This is a genomic window from Embleya sp. NBC_00888 (assembly GCF_045207655.1).
Classification (GTDB): domain Bacteria; phylum Actinomycetota; class Actinomycetes; order Streptomycetales; family Streptomycetaceae; genus Embleya.
In genome coordinates this window covers 4564741-4591152 of sequence record NZ_CP108784.1, presented here as the reverse complement: position 1 = coordinate 4591152, position 26412 = coordinate 4564741, and the positions used below count along the sequence as shown (strand labels likewise).

Annotated in this window: 22 protein-coding genes and 1 pseudogene; 15 read left to right on the top strand and 8 right to left on the bottom strand. The window is 71.3% G+C overall.

Going from position 1 to position 26412, the window contains the following annotated elements; genetic code table 11:
• The first annotated feature begins 469 nt into the window (after positions 1–469).
• Both pucD and OG948_RS19220 read left to right on the top strand, forming a co-directional pair.
• Positions 470–2794: a xanthine dehydrogenase subunit D gene (pucD, locus tag OG948_RS19225; protein ID WP_406297709.1), complete on the top strand. Its 2325-nt coding sequence runs from the start codon at positions 470–472 to the stop codon at positions 2792–2794.
• A gap of 134 nt (positions 2795–2928) precedes the next feature.
• On the top strand, positions 2929–3432 hold the full coding sequence (locus OG948_RS19220) for a nucleoside deaminase (RefSeq protein ID WP_406297708.1): 504 nt from the start codon (positions 2929–2931) through the stop codon (positions 3430–3432).
• A 564-nt stretch (positions 3433–3996) separates the two neighbouring features.
• On the opposite strand, the gene OG948_RS19215 is transcribed toward OG948_RS19220, so the two are convergent.
• A complete protein-coding gene (locus tag OG948_RS19215; RefSeq protein ID WP_406297707.1) occupies positions 3997–4779 on the bottom strand; it encodes a maleylpyruvate isomerase family mycothiol-dependent enzyme in 783 nt (260 codons plus the stop codon).
• 204 nt (positions 4780–4983) lie between these two features.
• Between OG948_RS19215 and OG948_RS19210 the strand changes: the two genes are divergently transcribed.
• Positions 4984–5253 (top strand): hypothetical protein, encoded by a 270-nt coding sequence (locus OG948_RS19210; protein ID WP_406297706.1) that lies wholly within the window; start codon positions 4984–4986, stop codon positions 5251–5253.
• Positions 5254–5382 carry an LPXTG cell wall anchor domain-containing protein gene (locus OG948_RS19205; protein ID WP_406300298.1) on the top strand — a complete coding sequence of 43 codons (129 nt, stop codon included), beginning with the start codon at positions 5254–5256 and terminating at the stop codon, positions 5380–5382. It abuts the gene before it with no gap.
• A 106-nt stretch (positions 5383–5488) separates the two neighbouring features.
• On the opposite strand, the gene OG948_RS19200 is transcribed toward OG948_RS19205, so the two are convergent.
• Positions 5489–6568 (bottom strand): PP2C family protein-serine/threonine phosphatase, encoded by a 1080-nt coding sequence (locus OG948_RS19200; RefSeq protein WP_406297705.1) that lies wholly within the window; start codon positions 6566–6568, stop codon positions 5489–5491.
• 235 nt (positions 6569–6803) lie between these two features.
• Here OG948_RS19200 and OG948_RS19195 point away from each other — a divergent pair, with 235 nt between their 5' ends.
• From OG948_RS19195 to OG948_RS19180, 4 genes are all read left to right on the top strand, one after another.
• Positions 6804–7430, top strand: a complete 627-nt coding sequence (locus OG948_RS19195; RefSeq protein ID WP_406297704.1) for a TetR/AcrR family transcriptional regulator — start codon at positions 6804–6806, stop codon at positions 7428–7430.
• 216 nt (positions 7431–7646) lie between these two features.
• Positions 7647–9347, top strand: coding sequence for an amidohydrolase family protein (locus OG948_RS19190; RefSeq protein WP_406297703.1), 1701 nt, complete (start codon positions 7647–7649; stop codon positions 9345–9347).
• Positions 9348–9481: 134 nt separating this feature from the next.
• Positions 9482–11176: a peptidoglycan-binding protein gene (locus OG948_RS19185; protein WP_406297702.1), complete on the top strand. Its 1695-nt coding sequence runs from the start codon at positions 9482–9484 to the stop codon at positions 11174–11176.
• Complete coding sequence (locus tag OG948_RS19180; RefSeq protein WP_406297701.1) at positions 11173–12438, top strand: ABC transporter permease; 1266 nt, start codon at positions 11173–11175, stop codon at positions 12436–12438. Before OG948_RS19185 ends, OG948_RS19180 begins: the two co-directional genes overlap by 4 nt.
• 320 nt (positions 12439–12758) lie before the next feature.
• Here the strand turns inward: OG948_RS19180 and OG948_RS19175 are convergent, their stop codons facing one another.
• Entirely contained in the window at positions 12759–13157 is a 399-nt protein-coding gene (locus tag OG948_RS19175; protein WP_020549161.1) for an SseB family protein, read from the bottom strand.
• Between the two features lie 222 nt (positions 13158–13379).
• Between OG948_RS19175 and OG948_RS19170 the strand changes: the two genes are divergently transcribed.
• From OG948_RS19170 to OG948_RS19160, 3 genes are all read left to right on the top strand, one after another.
• Positions 13380–15206 (top strand): acyl-CoA dehydrogenase, encoded by a 1827-nt coding sequence (locus OG948_RS19170; RefSeq protein WP_406297700.1) that lies wholly within the window; start codon positions 13380–13382, stop codon positions 15204–15206.
• Positions 15207–15385: 179 nt separating this feature from the next.
• Positions 15386–16672: a M18 family aminopeptidase gene (locus tag OG948_RS19165; protein ID WP_406297699.1), complete on the top strand. Its 1287-nt coding sequence runs from the start codon at positions 15386–15388 to the stop codon at positions 16670–16672.
• Between the two features lie 138 nt (positions 16673–16810).
• A complete protein-coding gene (locus OG948_RS19160) occupies positions 16811–17101 on the top strand; it encodes a DUF6458 family protein (protein ID WP_406300297.1) in 291 nt (96 codons plus the stop codon).
• A gap of 200 nt (positions 17102–17301) precedes the next feature.
• On the opposite strand, the pseudogene OG948_RS19155 reads toward OG948_RS19160, so the two are convergent.
• Positions 17302–18750 (bottom strand): annotated as a pseudogene (locus OG948_RS19155) (thioredoxin-like domain-containing protein); the annotation flags it as partial.
• Between the two features lie 170 nt (positions 18751–18920).
• Here OG948_RS19155 and OG948_RS19150 point away from each other — a divergent pair.
• The 3 genes from OG948_RS19150 to OG948_RS19140 all read left to right on the top strand — a co-directional run bounded on the left by OG948_RS19150 (position 18921) and on the right by OG948_RS19140 (position 20804).
• Positions 18921–19460 (top strand): LURP-one-related/scramblase family protein, encoded by a 540-nt coding sequence (locus tag OG948_RS19150; protein ID WP_395867883.1) that lies wholly within the window; start codon positions 18921–18923, stop codon positions 19458–19460.
• A gap of 94 nt (positions 19461–19554) precedes the next feature.
• The gene (locus OG948_RS19145) at positions 19555–20121 is read left to right on the top strand and encodes a SigE family RNA polymerase sigma factor (protein ID WP_406297698.1); all 567 of its coding nucleotides are present in this window, start codon (positions 19555–19557) and stop codon (positions 20119–20121) included.
• Positions 20097–20804: a hypothetical protein gene (locus OG948_RS19140; protein WP_406297697.1), complete on the top strand. Its 708-nt coding sequence runs from the start codon at positions 20097–20099 to the stop codon at positions 20802–20804. The genes OG948_RS19145 and OG948_RS19140 overlap by 25 nt, the downstream gene beginning before the upstream one ends.
• A 22-nt stretch (positions 20805–20826) precedes the next feature.
• Here the strand turns inward: OG948_RS19140 and OG948_RS19135 are convergent, their stop codons facing one another.
• Positions 20827–21600 (bottom strand): carbon-nitrogen family hydrolase, encoded by a 774-nt coding sequence (locus OG948_RS19135; RefSeq protein ID WP_406297696.1) that lies wholly within the window; start codon positions 21598–21600, stop codon positions 20827–20829.
• Positions 21601–21749: 149 nt separating this feature from the next.
• On the opposite strand from OG948_RS19135, the gene OG948_RS19130 reads away from it, so the two are divergent.
• Positions 21750–22562 carry a maleylpyruvate isomerase family mycothiol-dependent enzyme gene (locus tag OG948_RS19130; protein WP_406297695.1) on the top strand — a complete coding sequence of 271 codons (813 nt, stop codon included), beginning with the start codon at positions 21750–21752 and terminating at the stop codon, positions 22560–22562.
• Between the two features lie 16 nt (positions 22563–22578).
• Here the strand turns inward: OG948_RS19130 and OG948_RS19125 are convergent, their stop codons facing one another.
• The 3 genes from OG948_RS19125 to OG948_RS19115 all read right to left on the bottom strand — a co-directional run bounded on the left by OG948_RS19125 (position 22579) and on the right by OG948_RS19115 (position 26411).
• Complete coding sequence (locus OG948_RS19125; RefSeq protein ID WP_406297694.1) at positions 22579–23913, bottom strand: MFS transporter; 1335 nt, start codon at positions 23911–23913, stop codon at positions 22579–22581.
• 105 nt (positions 23914–24018) lie between these two features.
• A complete protein-coding gene (locus tag OG948_RS19120; RefSeq protein WP_406297693.1) occupies positions 24019–25449 on the bottom strand; it encodes a dihydrolipoamide acetyltransferase family protein in 1431 nt (476 codons plus the stop codon).
• Positions 25446–26411 (bottom strand): alpha-ketoacid dehydrogenase subunit beta, encoded by a 966-nt coding sequence (locus tag OG948_RS19115; protein ID WP_406300296.1) that lies wholly within the window; start codon positions 26409–26411, stop codon positions 25446–25448. The genes OG948_RS19120 and OG948_RS19115 overlap by 4 nt, the downstream gene beginning before the upstream one ends.
• Position 26412: the final 1 nt, after the last annotated feature.

The following is a 26412-nucleotide window of genomic DNA, read 5'->3' as shown; positions in this document are numbered from 1 at the left end:
CTGCGGCTCCGCCGCTCTCCGCGCTTCGCGCGTCGATCACCTGGGTGGGCGCGGGTCGGGGGCGCTGACGCGCCGGGGGTGGGCGGCTGGGGTGGGCGGCGCTCGGCGGCGTCGGGGGTGTGCGGATCCGGCCGTTCGCGCGGGGTGGGGGTTCTTGCGCGTGGTGGGGGCCACCGGGGTGAAGGGGAAAGCCCTGGTCGGTGGTGGGGGATGTGGGCGGGTGGCTCTTGTAGGAGTCTACGAATAGCCCCTCGCGGGGTGTGGGCGCTTTCATTTCTTCCACCCCTGGTTGGCTCCGGTCGGGTGACTGTGTACTTCTCGTAGGTGCAGCGCACCGCGATCGGCGGGAAACCGCGGCATTTCCCGCGCGAGTCGCGGGCATCGGAAAACTGCCTGCCATGCGGGCCGATTCGACTCACTCCGACCGAACTCTGGTTGCCGAGTGTCCAGACCGTGGGGGACTTTCCTGATGACCGAACAGACTTCTCCCGCTCGTACGCCGCAGGACCTCGACGAGTTGATCCGTGGTGGCATCGGCGACAGCCCACTGCGGCCGGACGGGACGCTCAAGGTGCGCGGACAGTACGCCTACTCGTCGGATCTGTGGGCGGAGGACATGCTCTGGGGGGCGACACTACGGAGTCCGCATCCCCATGCGCGGATCACGTCGATCGACATCGGTCCCGCGCTCGGGCACCCCGGTGTGTACGCGGTGCTGACCCACGAGGACGTCCCCGGTGAGAACATCTACGGCCTGAAGGTCGCCGATACGCCCGTGCTGGCCGAGGGCATCGTGCGCTACCAGGGCGAACCGGTGGCCCTGGTAGCCGCCGATCACCCCGAGACGGCCCGGCGCGCGCTGGCGAGGATCGTGGTCGAGTACGAGGTGCTCGAGCCGATCACCGACCCGGAACGGGCCGCGCACGACGACACGTTGCCCAGGCTGCACCCCGGCGGCAACGTGGTGCGCTATCAGCCGATCGTCCGGGGCAATCCGGAGGCCGAGGCCGACGTCGTGGTGTCCGATGTGTACACCATGGGCATGCAGGACCAGGCGTTCCTGGGACCGGAGTCCGGCTTGGCCATCCCGGCCGAGGACGGCGGGGTCGACCTGTTCATCGCCACCCAGTGGCTGCACGTGGACCAGAGGCAGACGGCGCGGGCGCTCGGGCTCCCGGTCGAGAAGGTGCGCTTCACCATGTCCGGCGTCGGCGGTGCCTTCGGCGGCCGCGAGGACCTGTCCATGCAGATCCACTGCTGCATGTTGGCACTGCGCACCGGCAGGCCGGTGAAGATGGTCTACGGCCGGGAGGAGTCCTTCTACGGGCATGTCCATCGGCACCCGGCGAAGATGTACTACGAGCACGGCGCGACCAAGGACGGCAGGCTCGTCTACGTCCGGGCGCGGATGTACTTCGACGGCGGCGCGTACGCCTCCAAGACCCCGGTCGTGGTCAGCAACGCCACGTCGTTGGGGATCGGGCCGTACGAGGTACCCAACGTCAGGATCGAGGGTTGGGGCCTGTACACGAACAACCCGCCGTGCGGCGCGATGCGTGGCCTCGGCGCCGTGCAGCCCGCGTACGCCTACGAGTCCCAGATGGACAAACTCGCCAAGGCGTTGGACATGGACCCGGTGCGGTTGCGCCGGCTCAACGCCGTCGAGGAGGGCTCGACCCTGCACACCGGGCAGGTGCTGGACTACCCCGCGCCGGTCGCCGAGTTGCTGGAACGGGTCGAAAACATCCCGCTGCCGCCGGACGACCGGAGCGGACCGGTGGACGTCCGGGAACTGCCGGGCGGCGCGGCCAACACCACGCACGGCGAGGGTGTCGTTCGGGGCGTCGGCTACAGCGTGATCATCAAGAACATCTCCTACGCGGAAGGCGCCGACGACTACTCCACGGCGCGGGTGCGGTTGCAGGCCATCGCCGGCAACCCGGTTGCGATGGTGCACACCGCGGCGGCCGAGGTCGGGCAGGGTCTGATCACCGTGCAGCAGCAGATCGCCCGCAGCGAACTCGGCGTGGAGCGGGTGAACATCCACCCGAACGACACCAACGTCGGCGACGCGGGGTCGAGTTCGGCTTCCCGACAGACCTACATCACCGGCGGCGCCGTCAAGAACGCGTGTGAGGCCGTCCGCGAGGTGCTCTTCGAGCGGGTCGCCCGGCGTTTCGGCGAGAAGCCCGGGGACCTGTCGCTGGTCGGGGGCAAGGTCGTCTCCGCAGTCACCGGTGTCCTCGCCGATCTCGTCGACGTGCTCGGTGACGACGTGATCGAGGAGACCAGGGAATACCACCACCTGCGGACGTACGAGTTGGACCCGGTGAGCGGGCAGAGCCCGCGGGTGCACGTCCAGCACGCCTTCTCCGCGCACCGGGCGGTGGTGGACGTGGACACCGAATTGGGTCTGGTCAAGGTCGTGCAGTTGGACTGCGCGCAGGACGTCGGCAAGGCGATCAACCCGGACGCCGTCGTCGGGCAGATCCACGGTGGTTCCGCGCAGGGGCTCGGCCTGGCCGTGATGGAGGAGATCCAGGTCGAGGACGGGAAGATCCGCAACGCTTCGTTCACCGACTACCTGATCCCGACCATCGTGGACATGCCGCCGATGACGGTGGACGTGATCGAAAGGGCCGACCCGAACTCGCCGTACGGGGTGCGTGGGGTCGGCGAACCGCCCACCATTTCCGCGACCCCGGCGATCGTGAACGCCATCCGCAACGCGACGGGGTTGAACCTGACCCACACTCCGGTCGCGCCGGAGCACATCTGCGGCGTCCGGCCGTAACGAACTCCCGCGGGTGTCGCCGGCCGAGGTGAACTCGGGGCGGCACCCGCGGGCCCACTTGTCACCCCGGTGCGTGCGGTGTTCCGCGTCGACAGCGCATCCGGGGGATCCCCACACCGTCGCTAGGAGTGACCGTGACCACGCACACCCAAGGAACGAGCATCCGGGACCTCGAGCGCGCCTGGATGGACGAGGCGATCAGGTTGGCCACCGACAACGTGACCAATGGTGGTGGTCCGTTCGGCGCACTGGTCGCCAAGGAGGACGTCGTCGTCGCGATCGGGCACAACCAGGTCACCGCGACCCTGGACCCGACGGCACACGCCGAGGTGAGCGCGATGCGCGCCGCCTGCAGGCAACTGGACGTCTTCTCGCTCGAGGGCTGCGTCCTGATCACCTCGTGTGAGCCGTGTCCGATGTGCCTCTCGTCCGCCCTGTGGGCCCGCGTGGACCGGATCGTCTACGCCGCCGATCGGCACGACGCGGCGGTGGCCGGCTTCGACGACCGCAAGTTCTACGACCTGTTCGAGAAGAAGCCCAAGTCGATGTGGCCGACGCGGGTCGAGCAGTTGGACCTGCCGCACCGCACGGCCCCCTTCGACGCGTGGCTGGCGAAGTCCGACCGCATCGCCTACTGAGGACGCGGGTGACATGCGCGCCTTCGCCCGGGCGTCGGCGCGCTTTCCCGACCCCCGCCGGGGGTGACCGGTCGGGCCGGCCGAGACGTGCGTCGGGCTCGGCGGGGGTCCGCCGCTCATGGTTCGGGCCGGCGGCGCCGATATGCCGTACATGGTCCGCGCGTCCGGGGTTCCCGAGGTGGTGCCCCGAAGGGACGCGATGAGCACGTGGGGTTGGTGAATGTTGTCGTGCGTGTACTCGCCTGGGCGCTGCGATCGAGCCGTCCCGATCCGAACGGCCCACACGATGTCGAGGTCGAGCGCACCGCTCGCCCGAGCGGGCCTCGCGGGCCGGCCGCGCGGCCGGGCGGGTGGCGGGACTTCGTGCCGCCCGCTCCCGTCGACGACCCGCCCGTACTGGAGGCGACGAGGGTCGTCGGGTCGTATCTGATGTCGCCGGAGGAGCTCGCCGAACGGCGCCGCACGGGTCTGGAACGTGCCCGGCGACAAGCGCGGTTCGTCGCGACCGCGCACCTCGGACCAAGCTGACCGGGCTGACCGGGCCGGGCCGACCGGGCCTACCGCTCAGCCGAAATCGACCCGGTCCAGCCAGAAGTCGAGGAGTTCGGCGTCGCCGAGGATTTCGACCTCGGCCTCGGCGGGCGTAAGGCGCTTGTAGGTGACCAGCAGCAGGTCGACCAACGGTCCCCGGACGGCGACGGCCGCCTTCTCGTGCGCTCGCCGCCAAGCGATCCGGTCGCCCGTCAGGTCGACCACCCATTCGGCGTCCGCGACGTCCGTGGCGTGCAGGTGGATGGTGCGGCCCGGAGCGAGGAGTTCGCGCATCCATGGGTGGACCTCGAAGTGGAAGGGCAGCGAACCCAGTTCCATCCACTCGTCGACGGCGTCGCCGGCGACCTCGGGGTCGAGGGTGAACTTCGCGCCGAGGGCCAACGTCGCGTCGGCGCGGTGGACGACCGTCTCGTGGGTGAAGCGGCGGGCGTAGAACGCCGTGGTGCCGCCGGCGATCGGGGTCCACAGTTCGGCGTCCGGGCCGGCCTCGCGGAGGGTGGCGGCGAGGCGTTCGGCGCCCTCGGCGAGCCAGGGTCCCAGTACGGCGGGGTCCTCGTGGGTGTACGCGGACAGGTCGCGGAAGTGTTCGTCGGAGAGCGGGCCCGTCGCCCGGGTCCGGACCGTCTCCTCGGCCCAGCGCTGCCCGCCGCCGAGGTGCCGGAGCAACTGGCCGACGTTCCAGCCCGGACACGAGGGGACCGGGACGGTCAGGTCCGCGCCGTCGATGGTGGCGCGCAGCAGGTCGATCTGGGCGACGATCTCGGCGCACCGGCGGTCATGGCTCAACGCTGTCATGGCGTCACGGTAGAACCCCGCGCGGACGGGGACCGCGGCCGGCGCGCACGGGCCGCCGAGTCGGCGACTCGATGTGGCGTGGAGCGGCGCGCCACGGCGTGCGCCGCGACGGCAGGCCGACCGGCCGGTTGCGCCATAATCGGGGATTTCGGCGGCTCGTGTGGGGCGACCGGGCCCGTGATCGTGTGGGAGAGACCGTGTTTCGTGGCGACCGGACCGTCCTCGAAACTCGACGGCCGTACCGAGGCCGCCGCCCACGGCGTCATGCGCGGGGTGGCCGAGCACGGCGCCGTGGTCACCATCGCGCACCGGCTGTCCACCGTGGTGGACGCGGACCGCATCCTGCTGATGGACGGCGGCCGGCTCCGGGCCACCGGCACCCACGACCAACTCCTGGCCACGGACGAGCTGTACAAGGATTTCGTCGCGGCGCTCCGCATCTCCACGACACCGGACCCGACGCCGGCCGCGTGACTGTCGGCCGCCCTCCCCGGGACCGACGGCTCCGCGCAGACCCCCGCCCTCGTGGTCGGCGCGGCCGGACTCGTCCTGCTCCTCACCACCACGATCGTGCTCACCCGGCGCCGGCGCCCGACCGCCTGACCGGGCCGACCGCCGCCCGTCATACCCACGAAGGCCCCGGGTCTTCCCCTTCCCGGGGCCTTCGTGCCCGCCGCCGACGTACCGGCTCCGGGCGTCGGGTCGTGGGTCAGGCCGGGTGCCGGATCGGTTCCAGCGCCCGGGCCGGTTTGACCACCTTCATCAGCGGCCCCGTCAGGGTCACCGCGAGCATCGCCGCGTCGTCCTCCAGCTTGCCGCCCACGTGCGCCAGCAGGCCCTGTTCGACCGCGTCCAGCATCGCCGCGGCGTCGTTGTGCGCGTGTGTGGCCAGGTGCCGGCCCAGTGCGTAGAAGGTGCCGGAGGTGTCCCGCGCCTCGGTCACCCCGTCCGTGTGCAGCAACAACACGTCGCCCGGCCGAAAGCGCACATGCTCCACCGTGCGCGTGGTGGTCGCCGGCAACAGGCCCATGCCCAGCGGCAGTCCCGCCTCGGCGATCACCTCGCCGACCGTGCCGCCGCGGACCAGCAACGGCGACGGATGGCCGCACGCCAGGACCTGCATGGTGCCCACGCCGGGGCACAGCTCGACCATCACGGCGGTGACGAAGTCCTCGCCGCCGAGCTGCCGGTTGAGGCTGCGATCCACCCGGATGCCGACCTCGGCCAGGGTCGGCGCCTCGTAGGCCGCCTCCCGGAACGCGCCCAGCGTCCGGGCCGCCATGTCGACCGCCTCCAGACCCTTGCCGCGCACGTCGCCGAGCAGCACCCGCACCCCGTACGGCGTTTCCAACACCTCGTACAGGTCGCCGCCGATGGACGCCTCCTCGGCCGCCGCCCGATAGCGGACCGCGAAGCCGAATCGGCCGATCGTCCTGGGCACCGGCCGCAGCAGGGCACGCTGGGCCACCTCGGCCACCGACTGCACACGATGCAGGCGGGCGTCCTGCCGCCGCCGCTCCCTGCCCACCCAGCACCCGAACAGGGTCACGATCAGGATCGCCGCCGAGACGCCGGTGGAGTGCTTGTAGTCGCCGTAGTCGCCGCTGTACATCTCCGGCCGCAACAGCAGACGGGTGATCAGCGCGACCAGGCCGGCCACCGCGGTCATCCAGGGCCGATACGCCATCGCCACCACGGCCAGCACGGCGATCAGCACCGCGTGTATGTCCAGGTAGTCCGGAGCGAACACCCGACTCACCAGCACCGCCATGTACAAGCCCACTGCCACCGGAACTGCTCGGCTAGCGGGAAGGGCCATGGCAGGCATGTGTCGGGACCTTTCGTTGACGCGCAGGGGGACGGACCGACGCCGACTCCATCCATCGTCACGTGCGCCGAGGCACACGGACAGGGGCGAAGGTCCCATAAGGTCTAAAACGTATCCAAATCTGGCCAAACAGGCACTTGACAACACCGCCATTCGTGGCCGAACCCGGGCCCTACCCAGGCCATATGCTGCGCGCATGCCCCGTGACTCCGGCCCGACCAGGCGCCGCATCGTCGAGGCCGCCGAGATCCTGTTCGCGCGGCACGGTCTGGACGTGCCGTTGCAGGACATCACCCGCGCGGCGGGGCAACGCAACGCCGGCGCGATCCACTACCACTTCGGCGGTCGCGAGGGGCTGCTGCGCGCGATCGTCGAACAACACGTCCCGGTCGTGTACGCGCGGCGCCAGGCACTGCTGGCCGCCGCCCGCGAGCGGCCGGAGCAGATGTCCGGGTACGCCCGCGCGATCGTGCTGCCGATCACCGAGTTGCTCAACGGGTCGCCGGCCGACCGGGCGTACCTCCAGATCTCGGTGGAGCTGCTGCGCGACGCGACCTCGCCGATCACTCCGCTGCTCGGCGGCGAGGACGTCCAGGACGTGGTGGACGCGGTCGCGGCGGCCCGCCCCGGATCGGCCGTGACGGCGCTGCAGACCCGGACCTTCCTGGTCACCCAGATGGTCGGCATGTTGTGCGCGGCCCGCGCCGCGCGGCACACCCAGCCGCCCCGGCCGGACGGGATCGTCGCCACCGGCCTGCTCGGCCCGGAAGCCTTCGACGACCACCTGACCGCGATCGTCGCGGGCGCGCTCGCCGGCGGCTGAGCGGGTTCGGCCCTCGCGACCCGCCCGACCACCCACCCGACCACCCACCCGGCCGCCTGCCGGCCCGCCCGACCGCCCGCCGCCCCCTCGCACCCGCTCCGCCCGACCGCCGCGGCCCCACCCCGGAATCCCTTGACTCCTTCGACCCCTCGTATTAAACACACTCTTTAATTAACTGCATCAAGGGCTCTGCCGAAGGACGAAGGAAGGGACGCCATGGCGAACTACGACGTGGTCATCAAGGGCGGCATAGTCGTCGACGGTTCGGGAAACCCGCGTTTCCGGGGCGACATCGCGATCACCGACGGCGTGATCAGCCGGATCGGCCGAATCCCGGCCGAGGACGCGGATCGGGTGATCGACGCGACCGGACTGATCGTCGCGCCCGGCTTCATCGACCTGCACACCCACTACGACGGCCAGGTCTTCTGGGACCCGTACCTGACCACGTCCGGCCCGCACGGCGTGACCTCGGTGGTCACCGGGAACTGCGGCTTCGGCTTCGCGCCGGTGCGCGAGGAGATGCGCGAGCGGGCGATGTTGTCGATGACCGCCGTCGAGGACATCCCCACCGAGACCCTGCGCGAGGGCATGCCCTGGGACTGGGTCACCTTCCCCGACTACCTGGACAGCGTCGACCGCACGCCCAAGGCGGTCAACGTACTGCCGTACGTGCCGGTGAACCCGCTGCTGATCTGGGTGCTCGGCCTGGAGCGGGCCAAGGCGGGCGCCGAACCCACCGACGCCGAGCACGCCGAACTCGCCCGCCTGCTGGAGGAGGCGATGGACGCCGGGGCGTGCGGTTGGTCCGCGCAGTGTCTGGGCGAGCCGGGCAACCCGAACGGCCGACTGATGCAGGGCGACTTCGACGGCACGCCGATGCCCACCGACATCATGTGGCCGCAGACCCGCCTCGCGCTGGCCGAGGCGCTGGGCCGGCAGGGACGCGGCTTCATGCAGGTGTCCGGAACGCAGATCACCGAGGAGGAGTACGAGAACCTGGTCGAGGTCAGCGGCCGGCCGCTGATCTGGAACGCGGTGATCGCCAACTCGCGCAGCGGCGGCCTGTACAAGCGCAAGATCGAATGGCTGCGACGCTGCCAGGAACGCGGCATCCCGATCTACGGCCAGGCGATGACGACCGACGTCCCGGTGCCGTTCAGCTTCCTGTACGGCGGCGTGTCCACCCGCCCGCCGGTGGCGGACATCTTCGCGGCCGAGACGGTCGAGGAGAAGATCGCGATGCTGAACGACCCGGCCGTGCGAGCCGAACTGCGCGAATTCGATCCGCTGTTCTACCACCTGTACCCGGACATGAAGCTGCACCGCACCTTCACCGCCGAGTACAAGCGGTACGAGGGCCTGTCGTTCAAGGAGATCGGCGCGAAGCTGGACCGACACCCGGTGGACGTGCTGTGCGACGTCACCATCGCGGACGGGCTGACCACGCAGGTGCACACCGGTCAGTTCAACGCGACCCTGGAGGGCCTGAAGGAACTCGTCGACTACGAATACCTGCTGCCCGGCCTGTCCGACGGCGGCGCGCACCTGAAGACGCTGAGCGCGGGCATGTACGGCACGGAGTACCTGGTCGAGTACGTCCGCAAGCACGCCTGGACCTCGCTCGAACAGGCGCACCGGCGGCTCTCCGGCCTGCCCGCCCGCTGCGCGGGCTTCACCGACCGCGGCGTGCTCACCGAGGGCGCCGCAGCCGACATCATCGTCTACGACTACGACGAACTCGCTTACGGCGACCCGATGTTCGTGCACGACCTGCCCGCCGGCCAACTCCGCACGGTGATCGACGCCAAGGGCTACCGCTACATCCTGGTCAACGGCCGGGTGACCATCGAGAACGACGAACCCACCGGCGTGCACAGCGGCGAACTGCTGCGCCACGGCCGGCGCGCCGACTGACCCGACCCCTGCTCGTCCACCCACCGGCGCCGACGATCGCGCGCCGCGCGCCGCCCGTGTGGGCGCACGGCACCCGATCGTCGGCGCTTCGGCGTTCCCCCGGCCCGCCCGCCGAGGCGCCGACGGTCCGCCGGGTGGTCGACGAACCCCGCACGTGTGGCGGTCCGGGTATCGGCCATGCGGTGGACGACCGCACCACCGACCGCGCGTCCTCGTGCGGGGCACGGCTTCGGCTTGGCAGTCTGGGCGGCAACCGCCGAGTGGGCGGTGGTGTCGCTCTGCGCGAAGCGAGGATTGCCATCGGAACATCCCGTGACCTCGGATTCGATCCGGTCGAGCCGGAATCCGCCCCCGAGCGCACGCCCGAGACGCGCCGGCGGCGCGTCCTGATCGTGCTGGTCGTGATCACGCTGGTGTCGATCGTCGGCGGATGGACGGCCGCGCGCTTCGTCCGGTCGCCCGAGGAGCAGGCCGCCGAGGCCAAGGCGCCGGCCCGTTCGGTGATCTCGGCGACGGTGGACCGCCGGGTGCTCACGGACACCGTGGTGCTGCGCGGGACGGTCGCGGCGGAGCACACGGTCACGGTGGCGCCCCGGGTGTCGACGGGCGGGGACAAGGACGGCGGCGGTACGACGAAACCGGTGGTGACCGGGGTTCGGGTCCGGGCCGGGGACATGGTCGAGGCCGGGCAGGTGCTGCTGGAGGTGTCCGGGCGGCCGGTCTTCGTGCTGCCCGGGGAACTGCCGGTGTACCGGGATCTGCGGCCGGGCGGCGAGGGCCGCGATGTCGAGCAGTTGCAGACCGCGTTGAAGGGGCTCGGGTACGGGGTCGGGACGGACCCGGCGGGAACCTACGGGGCCGGGACGCGGACGGCCGTGGCGGCGTTCTACCGGGCGACCGGGTACGACGCGCCGGTGACGGGCGGGGACGACGCGATCGCGACCGCCGAGGACCGGGTCACCGGCGCGGAACGCGCGTTGGCTCGGGTCAGGGGCGGGGACGTGGCGGGGGACGGGGTCGAGGCGGGCGACGTGACGTCGACGGGCGCCGCGTCGACGGTGGGTGAGTCGACTTCGGGTGAGTCGACGGCCACCCCGTCGACGGCCACGGCTCGGCAGGTGCGTTACGCGAACGAGGACCTGGCCAGGGCGAGGACCGCGCTCGCCGAGCTCAGGGCCAGGTCCGGCGCGATGGTGCCCGCGGCCGAGGTGGTGTTCCTGAGCCGCTTCCCCGCCCGGGTCGACACGATGCGGGCGGTCGTCGGCGACGAGGTGGAGGACAAGGCCCTGACGCTCTCGGTCGGCGATCCGATCGTGCGGGGATCGTTGGCGCCGCACGAGAAGAACCTGGTACGACCCGGCCTGAGGGTGCGGATCCTGGCCGAGTCGTCCGGAATCGAGGCAACCGGCGAGGTCCGGTCGATCGCGGACACCCCGACCGCCGCGAACGACGAGGGCTCCGCGCAGGGTGCCGCCGCCACACCGGCCACCGGCGGCGGGGGCTATCCGGTGATCGTCGTGCCCACGGCGGCGTTGGATCCGGAACTGGCGGGCCGGGAGGTGCGCCTGAGCATCGAGGCGACCTCGTCGGACGGCCCCGTGCTGGTCGTGCCGGTTTCCGCGGTGTCCGCGGGCGCGGACGGCCGAACCATGGTGACGGTGCTCGAATCGAGCGGCACCCGGCGGCGGGTGGAGATCCGTGCGGGCACCTCCGGCGACGGATACGTGGAGGTGGCGCCGAAGGCGGGCGCGTTGGCCCCGGGCGACCGCGTGCTGGTCGGCGCGAACCGCAAGGACCCGGCACCCGTCCGCGCCGGTGCGCACCCGTGACGGGCGGAGCCCGACCGGCACCGACCGGTGAGCCGGTACAGCGGACCGCCCGGTCCCGCCGACGCCTGCGCGCGTTGTTCTCCCAGGCCCTCGCCGACATGCTCCATCGACCGGCCCGCTCGATCCTCACCGCCCTGGGCACCGTCCTGGGCGTGGGCACACTCGTCGCCGTCGTGGGTCTGACCGCCGGTGCCGACCGTCGGCTCGACGACCGCTTCGACGTCCGCGCCGCCACCGAGGTGACCATCGAGGACACCGGCGGCGCCGACCCCGCCAACGAGCCGCTGATGTTCACCGCCGACGCCGACCGGCGCGTCGGCGCCCTCAACGGCGTCGAACACGCCGGTGTGCAGTGGACGGTCGAACTCCCGCCGGGCACCGAAGTGCGCGCCGCTCCCGTCGGCGGCGACCCGAACGCCGCCCCGCGGATCCCCGTCCTCGCCGCCTCGCCCGGCTTCCTCCGGGCCGCCGGGCCGCACTGGGCGACCGGCCGCGGCTACGACACCTTCCACGACGGGCGCGCCGAACAGGTGGCCGTCCTCGGCGCGGACGTCGCCGAGCGTCTCGGCGTCGGCACCCTGGACACCGCCCCGGCCGTGTTCGTCGGTGACACCTCCTTCACCGTCGTCGGCATCCTCGCCGGCGCCGACCGCCGGGCCGACCTGCTCGGATCCGTGCTCATCCCGCGCACCACCGCCGAACGCGTCTACGGCCCACCCGGCGGCGCCGACCGGGCCAGGATGCTGGTCACCACGAGGAACGGCGCCGCCCGCCAGGTCGCCGGCGAAGCCCCGTACGCGCTGCGCCCCGACGCCGTCGACGCGTTCCGGCCGATCCCGCCGCCCGATCCGCGCGCCCTGCGCGGCCACGGCACCGACGACCGCGCCGCGCCGTTCCTCGTCCTGGCGGGCCTCTGCCTGCTCATCGGCGCCATCGGCATCGCCGGGACCACGCTGGTCGCGGTCCTGGAACGCACCCCCGAGATCGGCCTGCGCCGCGCCCTCGGCGCCGGGAGCCGCGACATCGCCGGCCGATTCCTCCTCGAATCCGCCGGCCTCGGGGCACTGGGCGGCCTCGTCGGCACCGCCCTGGGCACGATCACCATCGTCGTCACCGCCGCCGCGAAACACTGGCCCGCGGTCGTCGACCCCGCCATGCTCACCGCGGGACCCCTGATCGGCCTCGCCCTCGGGCTCCTGGCCGGCCTGCCCCCCGCGTGGCACGCCGCCCGGATCGAACCCGCCGCCGCGCTGCGCCGCTGAGCCGAGGGCGTGGCGGGCCGGCATCGGACGTCGCGGGTCGCGTGAAACTCCGGGCATGAACGCGGACCGGGCACGGGTAAGCATGCGGCACGACGAGCAAGGGGGCGCGATGTCGAGGAAGACCCGCAAGCGCAAGTCCCGTCGCAAGAACAGAGCCAACCACGGCCATCGTCCGGCCTGATCGACGCACCGTCCCGAGCGCGCCGACCCTCGACCGCCCGACATCGACGAAACGCGACCGCCCGGTCACCGTCGGTGCCCCGAGCGGCACGACCGTCGGCGCGTTCGGCCGTGCGCGCCGCTCCGGTCGAGCGGACGGCTCAGCCGTACATCCGGCGCATCGCGAAGGCGATCATCTGCTCTATGGCCTTCGCGTCGAACATCACCCGGTGTTCGCCGTCGAGGTCGAGCACGAAGCCGTAGCCGTTGGGAAGCAGGTCGAGCACCTCGGCGCCGGTGACCGTGAAGTGACGCGACTCCTCACCGGCGTACTTCTTGAGTTCGGCGAGAGAGCTGAACATCGGGATCACCGGCTCGGGGGTGTTGTGCAGGGCCAGGAAGCCCGGGCGATCACCTCTCGGGCAGAAGACCTTCGACGCTATGAAGATGGACTGGAAGTCCTCGCCGTTCATGACGCCCGTGGCGAACGCGCGCACGGCGTCGGTGAGCGCCGGCGCCTCCGCCCGGGCCTGGGATTCTTCCGTTGCGTAGCCGTACACACCACGAGGCTAGCGGGTCTACGGCCCGGGTTTGAGCCCTCCGTCGAGACGGTCACATGTACCTGGTGGTAACCGGATGGGAACCTCTCGGGCATTGAAAAAGTTACCCATGGGTACGATCATTATGTTACTGACCAGTACACTGGGTCCCAGTTCAGTTCGGTCGTTCAGTTCAGTTCAATCAGCGCAGTCCACGAGACGCAACCACGGGCGGAGCCTGTCATGGGTCACTACAAGTCGAATCTCCGCGACCTGGAGTTCAACCTGTTCGAGGTCTTCGGGCGCGAGCAGGTCTATGGCACGGGTCCGTTCGCGGAAATGGACGTCGATACCGCCAGGTCGATCCTGGCCGAGGTCGAACGCCTCGCCGTGAACGACCTCGCCGATTCGTTCGCGGAGGGCGACCGCAACCCACCCGTGTTCGACCCCGCGACGCACTCGGCCACGCTGCCCGAGGCGTTCAAGAAGTCGTACAAGGCCTACATGGACTCGGAGTGGTGGCGCCTCGCGCTCCCCGAGAGCATGGGTGGCACCAACTGCCCGCGTTCGCTGCGCTGGTCGGTGGCCGAGCTGGTGCTCGGCGCCAACCCGGCGCTGTGGATGTACGCGGCGGGCCCCGACTTCGCCCAGGTGCTGCACACGCTCGGCACCGAGGAGCAGCGCAGGGTCGCCGGCTTCATGGTCGACCGCCAGTGGGGTTCCACCATGGTGCTGACCGAGCCCGACGCGGGTTCGGACGTCGGCGCGGGTCGTACCAAGGCGGTCCGGCAGGAGGACGGCACCTGGCACATCCACGGCGTCAAGCGCTTCATCACCTCGGGTGACCAGGACATGACCGAGAACATCATCCACCTGGTGCTCGCGCGCCCGGAGGGTGCCGGTCCCGGCACCAAGGGCCTGTCGCTGTTCGTGGTGCCGAAGTTCCACTTCGACCCGGAGACCGGCGAACTCGGCGAGCGCAACGGCGCCTTCGTCACCAACGTCGAGCACAAGATGGGCCTCAAGGTCTCCACGACCTGCGAGCTCACCTTCGGCGAGCACGGGGTCCCGGCGGTGGGCACGCTGGTCGGCGAGGTGCACAGCGGCATCGCGCAGATGTTCAAGATCATCGAGTACGCCCGGATGATGGTCGGCACGAAGGCCATCGCGACGCTGTCCACCGGCTACCTCAACGCGCTCGAGTACGCGAAGGAGCGCTACCAGGGCGCCGACCTGGCGCAGATGACGAACAAGGCCGCGCCGCGCGTGACCATCACCCACCACCCGGACGTGCGCCGCTCGCTGCTCACCCAGAAGGCGTACGTCGAGGGCATGCGCGCGCTGGTGCTGTACACCTCCTCGTGGCAGGACCGGATCGAGGGCGCCGCGCTCGCCGGCGGAAGCGACGAGACCGCGGACCGGGTCAACGACCTGTTGCTGCCGATCGTCAAGGGCTACGGCTCGGAGAAGTCGTACGAGCAACTCGCGCAGTCGCTGCAGACCTTCGGCGGCTCGGGCTTCCTCCAGGAATACCCGATCGAGCAGTACATCCGGGACGCCAAGATCGACACCCTCTACGAGGGCACCACCGCGATCCAGGGTCAGGACTTCTTCTTCCGGAAGATCGTCCGCGACCAGGGCAAGGCGCTGACCGTGGTGGCCGGCGAGATCCAGGAGTTCATCACCGCGCACGCCGAGGGCGAACTGGCCGCCGAGGTCGGGCTGCTCGCGACGGCCGCCGAGGACGTCCAGGGCATGGTCGCCGCGATGATCAACCAACTGATGGCGTCCGAGCAGGAGATCGACTCGATCTACAAGGTCGGCCAGAACACCACGCGGCTCCTGATCGCCGCCGGTGACCTGGTGGTGTCCTGGCTGCTGCTGCGTCAGGCCTCGGTGGCGCTGACGAAGCTGGCCGGCACGCCCGGTCGGGACGAGGCGTTCTACCAGGGCAAGGTGGCCGCGGCGAAGCACTTCGCCCGCGAGATCCTGCCGCTGCTGACGCCGCAACGCCTGATGGTGGAGCAGATCGACAACGCGATCATGGAACTCCCGGAAGCGGCTTTCTAGTCCTTCGGCGGATCGGGCCGGCGGCGAGGGCGTCCTGTGGACAACCTCGCCGCCGGCCCGTTTCGTGAGGCCGCGGCACCGGGAGCGCGCGGCGGCGACGCTCCGGGTGGGGCGTAGTCTCGGGGCGGAGAGACCGTGACGATCTTCGCGGCCGGGCGGCCGTGGACCTTGGAGTATGTATGCCCTCGCCTCGCTTCGACCGGAGTCACACCGACGACTTGATCGAGTTCGTCGCGGCCAGTCCGTCCCCGTACCACGCGGCGGCGAACGTGGCCGCGCGGCTGGAGGCCGCGGGCTTCCGGCGGCTGGTGGAGACGGCCGCGTGGGACGGCGGGGCCGGCGGGCGGTACGTGCTGCGCGGGGGCGCGATCGTGGCCTGGTACGTACCGGAGGGCACCGAGAGCACGCGCGGCTTCCGGATCGTGGGGGCGCACACCGACTCGCCGACCCTGCGGGTCAAGCCGCAGCCCGACACCGGGGCGGTCGGCTGGCGGCAGGTCGCCGTCGAGATCTACGGCGGGCCGCTGCTCAACTCCTGGCTCGACCGCGACCTCGGTCTGTCCGGCCGGATCGTGCTGCGCGACGGCAGCGAGCACCTGGTGTTCGTGGACCGACCGCTGCTGCGGGTGCCGCAGTTGGCGATCCACCTCGACCGCTCGGTCAACGACGCGGGTCTGAAGTTGGACAAGCAGCAGCACATGACCCCGATCTGGGGGCTGGGCCCGGTCGACGAGGGTGCGCTGATCCGGTTCGTGGCCGAGGAGGCAGGGGTCGCCGCCGGCGACGTCACCGGGTGGGACCTGATGGTCCACGACGTGCAACGGCCCAGCTACCTCGGGCGCGATCGCGAACTGCTCGCGTCGCCCCGGCTGGACAACCTGCTGTCGGTGCACGCGGGGCTGGCCGCGCTGCTCGCGGCCGCGCACGACGGCGTCGCGCACATCCCGGTGCTCGGCGCGTTCGATCACGAGGAGACCGGCAGCGAGTCCACCACGGGCGCGGCCGGGCCGCTCCTGGAGACGGTGCTGAGCCGGATCGTCAGCGCCCGCGGCGGGTCGTTGGACGACCGCGCCCGCGCGTTCGCCGACTCGTTCCACCTCTCCAGCGACGTCGGCCACGCCGTGCACCCGAACTACGTCTCCCGGCACGAGCCGGGCCACCACCCGGTGCCGGGCGGCGGCCCGATCCTGAAGGTGAACACCAACCAGCGCTACGCCACCGACGCGCGCGGCCGGGCGGTGTGGACCGCGGCCTGCGAACGTGCCGGGGTGCCCTCGCAGATCTTCGTCGGGATCAACTCGATCCCCTGCGGCTCGACCATCGGCCCGATCACCGCGACCCGGCTGGGCATCGAGACCGTGGACGTCGGCACCGCGTGCCTGTCCATGCACTCCTCCCGCGAACTGTGCGGCGCCGACGACCCGTTCCTGCTCGCCTCGGCCGCCGCCGCGTTCCTGGAGGGCTGAGCGAGGACCGCACCGGGGCCGAACGTCGCCGCGAATCGGTGGGCATGGGTCGGAGGACTCCGGGTAGGCGCGAGCCGACAGGCAAATCGGGCGCAGCGCATACCCGCCGCACGTCAGCGGATCGGAGTGAACGAACTCATGGGCATCGGAGCGGGCATCCTGTTGATCGCGGTGGGCGCGATCCTGACCTTCGCCACCGACTGGAGCGTGTCCGGGGTCAACCTCGACGTGGTCGGTGTCGTGCTGATGATCACCGGAGTCGTGGGCATCGCGCTGTTCCTGATGGTGTGGGGACCCCGGCGACGCAACATGCCGCTGAACCCGCCGCCGGCCGGCTACGTGCAACCGCCCGCCGCGGGCGGCTACGTCGAGCCGCCGGTCGAGCGGATCGTCGAGGAGCGGCCGACCCGCCGCTACTACCGACGCTGAGGACCAATTCGGCACCACCCCCCTGACGACCGCGACTCCGGAGCCCTCCCCCTCCCGCTCCGGAGCCGCGGTCGTCGCCGTTCACGGGAACGATGGTGCGGGGCAACCTCGTTCGCGCGAACGACCGCCCGGGGCGGCCGAGCGCAGGGAACACGGCGACGCGGGTCGGCGGGTCGCCCCGGCCGTCGCCGTCACGTGTGCGGCATGCGCAGCTTGTGCACCCGGTGGGCGGAGGATTCCACCACGGTCAGGTAGAGCTCCTCGTCCAGGTCCGCGACCACCGCCACCGCGGCCGGCTCGGCCAGGCCGTCGACCAGGGTCGTCACGAACCCGTCCGCGGGGTCGTAGCGGCGCAGCGCGCCGTTGTAGGTGTCCGCGACCACCACCGAGCCGTCCGGCAAAGTGTCCACGCCCAAAGGGTGTTGAAACAGCGCGTGCTCGGCCGGGCCGTCCCGCAAGCCGAAGTCGAACAACCCTCGGCCGACCACGGTCTCGATCCCGCCGTCCACCAGCCGACGCAGCGCCGAACTCTCCGCGTCCACCAGCCACAACGTGTGCTGGTCGGGCGAGACGGCCAGGCCACACGGCTGGGCGAAGCTGGCGGTGTCGACCGGCCCGTCCTCCATGCCCTCGTCGGTGGTGCCGGCCAGCACCCCGACCCCCTCGCCCACCGGGTCGAACTCCCAGAGTTGATGCACACCCGCCATCGCCACGATGATCCGGCCGCCGAACCACGCGACGTCCCACGGGCTGGAGAGGTCGATCATGCGGGCCGCGCCGTTGTCCTCGGTACCGCGTCGGCGCGGGCGCCCGGTGCCCGCGACGGTGCGGATCGAACCGGTGGCCAGCGAGACGCCGCGCAGCGCGTGGTTGGCGGTGTCCGCGACCACGACGTCGTACCGCACGTGCGCGGCCACCTCGGGCGGCAGCAGGGCCATGCCGTGCGGCTCGGCCAGCATCGCGTGCCGGGGCCCGCCGTCGAGCAGTCCGCGGCGCCCGGTGCCGATCCGGCGCAGCACCGTACGGCCGTCGTCCGACAGTTCGGCCAGCGAGTGGTGCCCGGTGTCCGCGACCAGCAGTGCCCCGGAGGGCAGCCGCAGCAGGTGGCCCGGGAAGCGCAGGTCGGTGCGTGGGCTCTCGGACCGCTCGAACTCCTCGGCGGCCCGGCGCAGCGTGCCCTTGCCCTCGTGTTCGACCACCAGGTCGGCGATCATCACCTCGAGTTCGCCGGCGTGGCCCTCGCCGGACAGCTGCGCGACCACGTAGCCCTCCGGATCGACCACCACCAGGGTCGGCCACGCGTGCACCGCGTACTGCTTCCAGGTGCTCAGCTCGGGGTCGTCCAGGACCGGGTGCCGCAGTTCGTGTCGCTGCACCGCGCAGACCACCGAGCCGTGCTCGGCCTCGTGTTCGAACTTGGGCGAGTGCACGCCGATCACGGTCAGCACGTCGCGGTGGCGCTCCTCGAGCGGCCGCAACTCGGCCAGCACGTGGTGGCAGTTCACGCACGCCGAGGTCCAGAAGTCCAGCACCACGATCCGCCCACGCAGCTCGGCCAGCGTCGGGCCGGGGCCGTCGGTGTTGATCCAGCCGCCGGAACCGGACAACTCGGGGGCCCGGACCCGGGCTCGGCGCGCGGTGCTGCTCATGGTTCGAAGTGAACCATCCGGGTCGGCCACAGGCCGCCGGCCGGCGCGTGTACGGGCCGCACCCCACCCAACCGGGTGTATCCGCGGCCGCACACCGGCGTTCCCGGGACGACTGAACGCCGGCATTTCGGGCAGTCTGCCCGACAACGCGTAGTCATCGTGGAGGCACAGTGTTCGGGGACGAGTACGACGGAGCCCAGCTCTATCCGGGAGTGGCTCCCGGGCGCTATCTCGTGCGCGAGAAGATGTTCGCGATCGGCGACGACTTCTGGGTCACGACGGAATCCGGCGAGAAGGTCTACCTGGTCGACGGCAAGGCGCTGACCCTGCACGACCGGCTGGAGCTCAAGGACACCGCAGGCACGGTCCTGGCGACCGTGAAGAAGAAGATCATGAGCATCCATCACGCGATGAAGGTCGAGGACGCGACCGGCGAGACGGTCGCCACGGTGCGCAAGAAGATGTTCACCCCGCTGCACGAGGCGTTCGAGGTCGACCTCGCGGTCGGGGTCGAACTGTCGGTGCGCGGCGACATGTTCCACCACGAGTACGGGATCGCCGGGCCGAACGGGCCGGTCGCGCAGATCACCCGCAAGTGGCTGCGGGTGCGGGACACCTACGGCGTCGACATCGCGCCCGGGTGGGACCATGCGCTGATCATCGCGATCGCGGTGTGCGTGGACCGGTTGAGCAGCGAGGACGACGACTGATCCGGGGACGGCCGGCCGTTCGCGCCGGCGGGTCGCCGAACGCGGCATAGAACGAGCCCCTTCCACACGTCTGTTCGGGTGGAAGGGGGCACGGTTGAGATCCCACGGGGAAGACGAGTTCCGGACCTTCGTCGAGAACCGTCGAACAGCCCTGGTGCGCACCGCGTACCTGCTGTGCGGCGATCGCGACGAGGCCGAGGACCTGGCCCAGACCACGCTGACCAAGACGTACACGTCCTGGGCGCGGGTGGCCGAGGTGGAGAATCCGGACGCCTACGTGCGTCGCATTCTGGTGAACACCAATCTGTCCCGGGTCCGCCGACGTCGGGTGACGCACTTTCTCACCGACCGGATGCCGGACCGCGCCGGGCCCGATTCGACCGGCGGAGTGGCCGAACGCAGCGTGCTGATGGCAGCGTTGGCCCGGTTGCCGGCGGGTCGACGGGCGGCGGTGGTGCTGCGCTACTGGGAGGACCGCGCGGAGTCCGAGGTCGCGCAGATCCTCGGGTGCACGGTGGGCACGGTGCGCAGTCAGACGTTCAAGGGGCTCGCCCAGCTCCGCAAGGATCCCCAACTGGCCGATCTGATCCCATGTCAGACGGAAACCCCCTCTACTTCGGACACGGAGGTGCGGCCATGGCCGACGACGGCACCGCACTGAGGGAGGCCTTCATGGCGGAGATTCGGGCGACGGAGTTGACCCCGCCCACGGCGGAGGCGGCGATCGAGCGGGCGGGCAGGCGCCGCGGCCGGCGCGTGTTCACGCTGGGGGCGACGCTGGCGACCGCGCTGGTGGTGGGCGGCGGCGGTGCGGTCATCGCCGGGGGTGTGCTGGACGAGGACGGCAGGTCCACCGACATCGTCTCGGTCGACGGCGGCACGCGCCCGGCCGGCGCGGGCCCGGACATCGTGGGCGCGGGCGTGGTGGCCGGCAAGCCGTGGAAGTACCGGGCCTGGACGGAGGGTCCGGAACGGACCTGCTTCGAGCAGGTCGAGCAGGGCGTGTTCGACGCGACCGGGACGGTGTGTGACGTCCGGCCCGGCCGCACCGCACAGGACAAGGCGACCGACCGGAACCGCTTCGGCGGCGGCGGCAGGTTCGGACGGGTGACGGGTGAGACGAACCTGTACGCGGCGGTGTTCCAGGCCGAGGTGTCCCCGGACGTGGACCACTTGGAGGTCACCTGGCGAGGTCACCGGGAACCGGTGGTGATCCGGCCCGTGCAGATCGACCCCACCACACGCGTGTACGTACTCGTGGTGACCGCGCGCACGTCCGACCCCGCGTACGACCTCAAGGCGTACGACGCGGCGGGCAAGGAGGTGAAGAACATCCACCTGTAGGACCGCCGCGGCGCGAACGCGCTCACAGCACCCGGTTCCGCAGGACCGGGAAGTCCTCGCGGGTCTTGGCCACCAGCGCCGGGTCGATCTCGGCGGTGAGCACGGTCGCCTCGGTGCCCGCCTCGGCGACGATCTCGCCCCACGGGTCGATCACCATGCTGTGGCCGCCCATCGCCTCGCCGCCCTGGGTGCCCGTCGCGTTGCAGGCGAGCACGAACATCTGGTTCTCGATCGCGCGGGCGCGGGACAACACCCGCCAGTGCTCGACCCGCCGCGCCGGCCACGCGGCGGGCAGCACCAGCACCTCCGCGCCCGCGTCCAGGATCCGCCGGAACAGCTCCGGGAAGCGCAGGTCGTAGCAGGTCGCCAGGCCCACCTCGGCCCACGGCATGCGCACCTGCGCGGTCTCGGTGCCGCGCGAGATCAACGCGGCCTCGCCGCCGGTGAAGCCGAAGCGGTGGATCTTGCGGTACGTGCCGCGCAGCGCGCCGTCCGGGTCGAAGACCAGCGACGTGTTGTACAGGTTCTCATCCGCGCCGCGCTCGATGATGCTGCCGGCGTGCAGCCACACCCCGGCGTCGCGGGCCGCGCGGGCCATGGTCTGGGCGACGGGTCCACGCACCCCTTCGGCACCCGCCTCCCAGTCGTCGTAGACCCAGCCGGTGTGCAACCACAACTCGGGCAGCACCACCAGGTGGTCGCCGCGCCGGCTTCGGACCAGGGCGGAGACCTCGGCCAGGCGGTCCTGGGCGGGCACCGTCGGGTCGACGTCGAGTTGTACGAGCGAAACGCGCACTTTCCCCTCACCTACACCGCTTGCTTCCCGCGAACGGGCTGACCGCAGGATCTTCGGCAGCGTAACGTGCCTGCCAGGATCCGGGACCACGTCAAAGCAACGGTCGCACCCGTCCCGTCGACCGACGACGCAGCGACAAGAGGTAGTACGTGAGCAACGACCTGAAAACGCACGCCGACGCCTGGGAGCACTCGGTTCGCTCCCTCAAAGATCTGGTCTCCACCCTGACCGAGGGCCGGTGGAGCAGCGCGACCGAATGTCCGGGCTGGTCGGTCCGCGACATCGTGTCGCACGTGATCGGGATCGAGCTCGAACTGCTCGGCGATCCACGACCGATCCACACGCTGCCGCGCGATCTGCGGCACGTGCACGACGAGTTCAGCCGCTACACCGAGATACCCGTGGACGTCCGGCGCTGCCACACCTCACCGGAGATGACCGGCGAGTTGGAGTACGTGATCCTGCGTCGGCGCCGGATGCTCGACGAGTCCGACCGCGGCCCGGAGGACGAGGTGCGCGGCATCATGGGCCGCAGCGTCCCGTACCGGTTCCTGCTCACCCAGCGGGTGTTCGACGTGTGGGTGCACGAACAGGACGTGCGGCGCGCGATCGGGGTGCCCGGCAACCTGGACTCGCCCGCCGCGCTGATCACCCGCGACTTCCTGCTGACCGGGCTGGCCCGGGTGGTGGCCAAGGACGCCAAGGCGCCCGCCGGGGCGTCGGTGGTGTTCGACGTGACCGGGCCGGTGGAGTTCATGCGCACGGTCACCGTCGACGAGAACGGCCGGGGCCGGCTGGACGGGCGGGTCCCGCTGGGACCGCTGGTGACGATCTCCACCGACTGGGAGACGTTCGTACGGCTGATGTGCGGTCGCGTCGCGGCCGCCCGGGCCGACGCCAAGATCGAGGGCGACCCCGATCTCGCGCGGCGGATCCTGGACAACATGGCCGTCACGCCGTGAGCGGATCGGGCGGGCGTCAACCGGCGTCGGGGACACTCTCGCGTTCCGGCACCCGCCCGGCCACCACGCACACGGGTTCGGTCGCGCGACCGCGACCGGCGACCTTGCGGGCGTAGCGCAACACCTGGACCACGCCCAGCAGCACGGGCACGGCCTGGACGGCCATCGCGACACGATAGGCGTTCAGGCCGTGCGCGCCCTCGCTCGGCTCGACCAGGTCCAGGACCAGACCGATCGCGAACAGGCACAGGGTCGCGGCGGCGAACCCGCCGACGTTGACGATGCCCGAGACCGTGCCCAGCCGCTGCGGCGGGTTGCCCGCCCGGGCGAACTCCATGCCGACCAGGGACAGCGCCCCGCCCGGGCCGATCACCAGCGCGAGCACGACCAGCAGCCACAGCGGCGAGGGCTCGCTCGGGATCAGCACGGCCGCCCACAACACCGCGGCCAGCACCGGTTGCCCCACGCACAACACCAGCCTGCTGCCCGGCCGGCGGGTCACCAGCGGGCCGACCACCAGGCACGCGAACATGTTGATCACGATCGCGACGGTGAGCAGCGCGCTCGCGGTGCCCTTGGCCAGCCCCTGGCCCTCGACCAGGAACGGGAAGCCCCACAACATCAGGAAGACCTGCGGCAGGCAGCCGCACGCCCAGTGCGCCCACAGGCCGAGCCGGGTGCCGGGTTCGGCCCACGCCGCGCGGACCTGGGACCACATGCCGGGCCCGCCGACCGGCCGCACCCGGCGCGCCGCGCCGGGGTTGTCGCGCAGCACGAACAGGACCACGACCAGCACCGCCACGCCCACCCCGGCGGAGACCGCGAAGGTCCGGCTCCAGCCGAACGCGTGCAGCGCCCCGGCCAGCGGCGTGGCACCGGCGAGGTTGCCGGCCATCCCGAGCAGCGCGGTCAACTGGGTCAGCACGGCAACGCGGTTCGCCGGGAACCACACCGCCACCACCCGCAACACGCTGACGAACGTCATCGCGTCGCCCATGCCGACCAGCACCCGGGCGAGCACGGCGCCGGCGAACCCGTGCGCGAACGCGAAGGTGAACTGACCCGCCGTCATCAGCACCAGACCGCAGGTGAGCACCCGCTTGGCCCCGAGCCGGTCGGTGAGCGCGCCGACGGGTATCTGGAGGCCGGCGTATACGAGCAGTTGCAGCATCGGGAACAGCGACAACTGCGACGCGGAGACCCCGAACCGCTCCTGCGCGTCGATCCCGGCCACGCCCAGGCTGCTGCGGTGGAAGACCGCGACGACGTATACCGAGGCCGCGACCGCCCACATGATCCAGGCGAGACCTCCACCGGGCCGGAAGGGAGCGGGATCCGCGGATGGTTTCACAGTACATACACATTAGGGGACGCCCCCGGACATACGTACGGCCGGGCCCCGAAAAGGACCCGGCCGCAGGGCCGTACGCGAACCGCACGCGCTCGGAACGAACGGTCAGCCGCGCACGAACAACAATTTCGGCCGCTCCAGCATCTGGGCCACGTCGGCCAGCACCCGCGAGCCCAACTCGCCGTCCACCATCCGGTGGTCGAAGGACAGCGAGAGCGTGGTCACCTGCCGGGGCTTGACCTTGCCCTTGTGCACCCACGGCTGCTCACGAATCGCGCCCACCGCCAGGATCGCGGCCTCGCCCGGGTTGAGGATCGGCGTACCGCCGTCCACCCCGAACACGCCCACGTTGGTGATGGTGACCGTGCCGCCGGCCATGTCGGCCGGCGAGGTGCGCCCGTCCCGCGCGGTGGCCACCAACTCGGTGAGCGCGCCGGCCAGCGCGACCAGGCTCTTGCCGCCCGCGTCCTTGATGTTCGGCACGATCAACCCGCGCGGCGTCGCTGCGGCGATGCCCAGGTTGACGCGATCGCGGATGACGATCTCCTGGTTCGGCTCGTCCCAGGAGGCGTTGATCTCCGGATGACGGGCGATCGCCACCAGCAGGGCCCGGGCGACCAGGAGCAGCGGACTCACCTTGGTGTCCGCGAAGTCGGGCAACTCGCGCAGCTTGCGCACCAGCCGGACCGTGCGGGTCACATCGACCGTCACCCACTCGGTGACGTGCGGGGCGGAGAACGCGCTGGCCACCATCGCCTGCGCGGTCGCCTTGCGCACGCCCTTGACCGGGACGCGGCGCTCGCCCGCGACGGTCTCGCCCGGTCCGGTCGCCGCGAAGGCGGCCGGGGCCGCGGTGGTGGGCGCGGGACGCGCGGCGGCGTGCACGTCCTCGCGCGTGACGGTTCCGCCGGGGCCCGAGGGCCGTACCGACGCGAGATCCACGCCCAGGTCCCGGGCCAGTTTGCGGACCGGCGGCTTGGCGAGCACGATCGAGCCGTTGCCGGGCGAGCCCGACGTCGGCGGCCCCGCGTGGCCCGAACCGTTGGCCGCGTGCACCGCGGGCGCGGGGGTGTCGGTCCGGCGGGCCCGCCGCCGGCCGGACGTGGTGCGCACGCCGTAGCCGACCAGCACCGCCGTACGGGTGTCCTTCTTCTCCGGCTCGGCGCCGGCGGCGGCCTCGGTGGACTCGGCCGGTTCGGGCACGAGGTCCGCCGCGAGCGCCTCCTCCCGGGTGTCGGCCTTCACTGCGGCCGCGCCGGCGCCGGTGGGCACCTGCGTACCGCTCGGCGCCACCGCGATGATCGGTGCGCCGACCGCGACCGTGTCGCCCTCGGCGGCCAGGAGTTCGGTCACCACCCCGTCGAACGGACACGGCAGCTCGACCAGGGCCTTCGCCGTCTCCACCTCGACCATGACCTGGCCATCGCTCACCTCGTCGCCGACCTTGACGTGCCATACGACGATGTCGGCCTCTTCGAGGCCCTCGCCGACGTCGGGCATCAGGAACTTCTTCACCTCGGACACGAAATTCCTCACCAGGCCAGGGAGCGGTCGACGGCATCGAGCACACGGTCCAGGTCGGGGAGGTACTCCTCCTCGACCCGGGACGGCGGATACGGCGTGTGATAGCCGCCGACCCGGAGCACCGGCGCCTGAAGGTGGTAGAAGCAGCGCTCGGTGATGGTCGCGGCGACCTCTGCGCCGATGCCCAGGAAGGACGGGGCCTCGTGCACGACCACGAGGCGACCGGTGCGCTTGACCGACTCCTCGACCGCGTCGAAGTCCAGCGGGGACAACGAGCGCAGGTCGATCACCTCCAGCTCGCGCCCCTCCTCGGCGGCGGCCGCGGCGGCCTCCAGGCAGGTCGCCACCATCGGCCCGTAGGCCACCACGGTGCACGCGTCGCCCGGGCGGACCAGGCGGGAGCCGTACAGCGGGTCCGGCGTCGCCGCGGTGTCCACCTCGGCCTTGGTCCAGTAACGCCGCTTGGGCTCCAGGAAGATCACCGGGTCGTCGGAGGCGATCGACTGCTGGATCATCCAGTAGGCGTCCACCGGGTTCGAGCAGGACACCACCCGCAGGCCCGCGGTGTGCGCGAAGTACGCCTCGGGCGACTCGCTGTGGTGCTCGACCGCGCCGATCCCGCCGCCGAAGGGGATGCGGATCACGATCGGCAGCCGGACGTAGCCGAGCGAACGCGCGTGCATCTTGGCCAGTTGGGTGACGATCTGGTCGTACGCGGGGTAGACGAAGCCGTCGAACTGGATCTCCACGACCGGCCGGTAGCCGGCCAGGGCCAGGCCGATCGCGGTGCCGACGATGCCGGACTCGGCGAGCGGGGTGTCCACCACCCGGTCCTCGCCGAAGTCCTTCTGCAAACCGTCGGTGACCCGGAAGACACCGCCGAGCTTGCCGATGTCCTCGCCCATGATCAAAACCTTGGGGTCGCTCTCCAGGGACTTGCGCAGTCCCGTGTTGAGCGCCTGCACCATCGACATC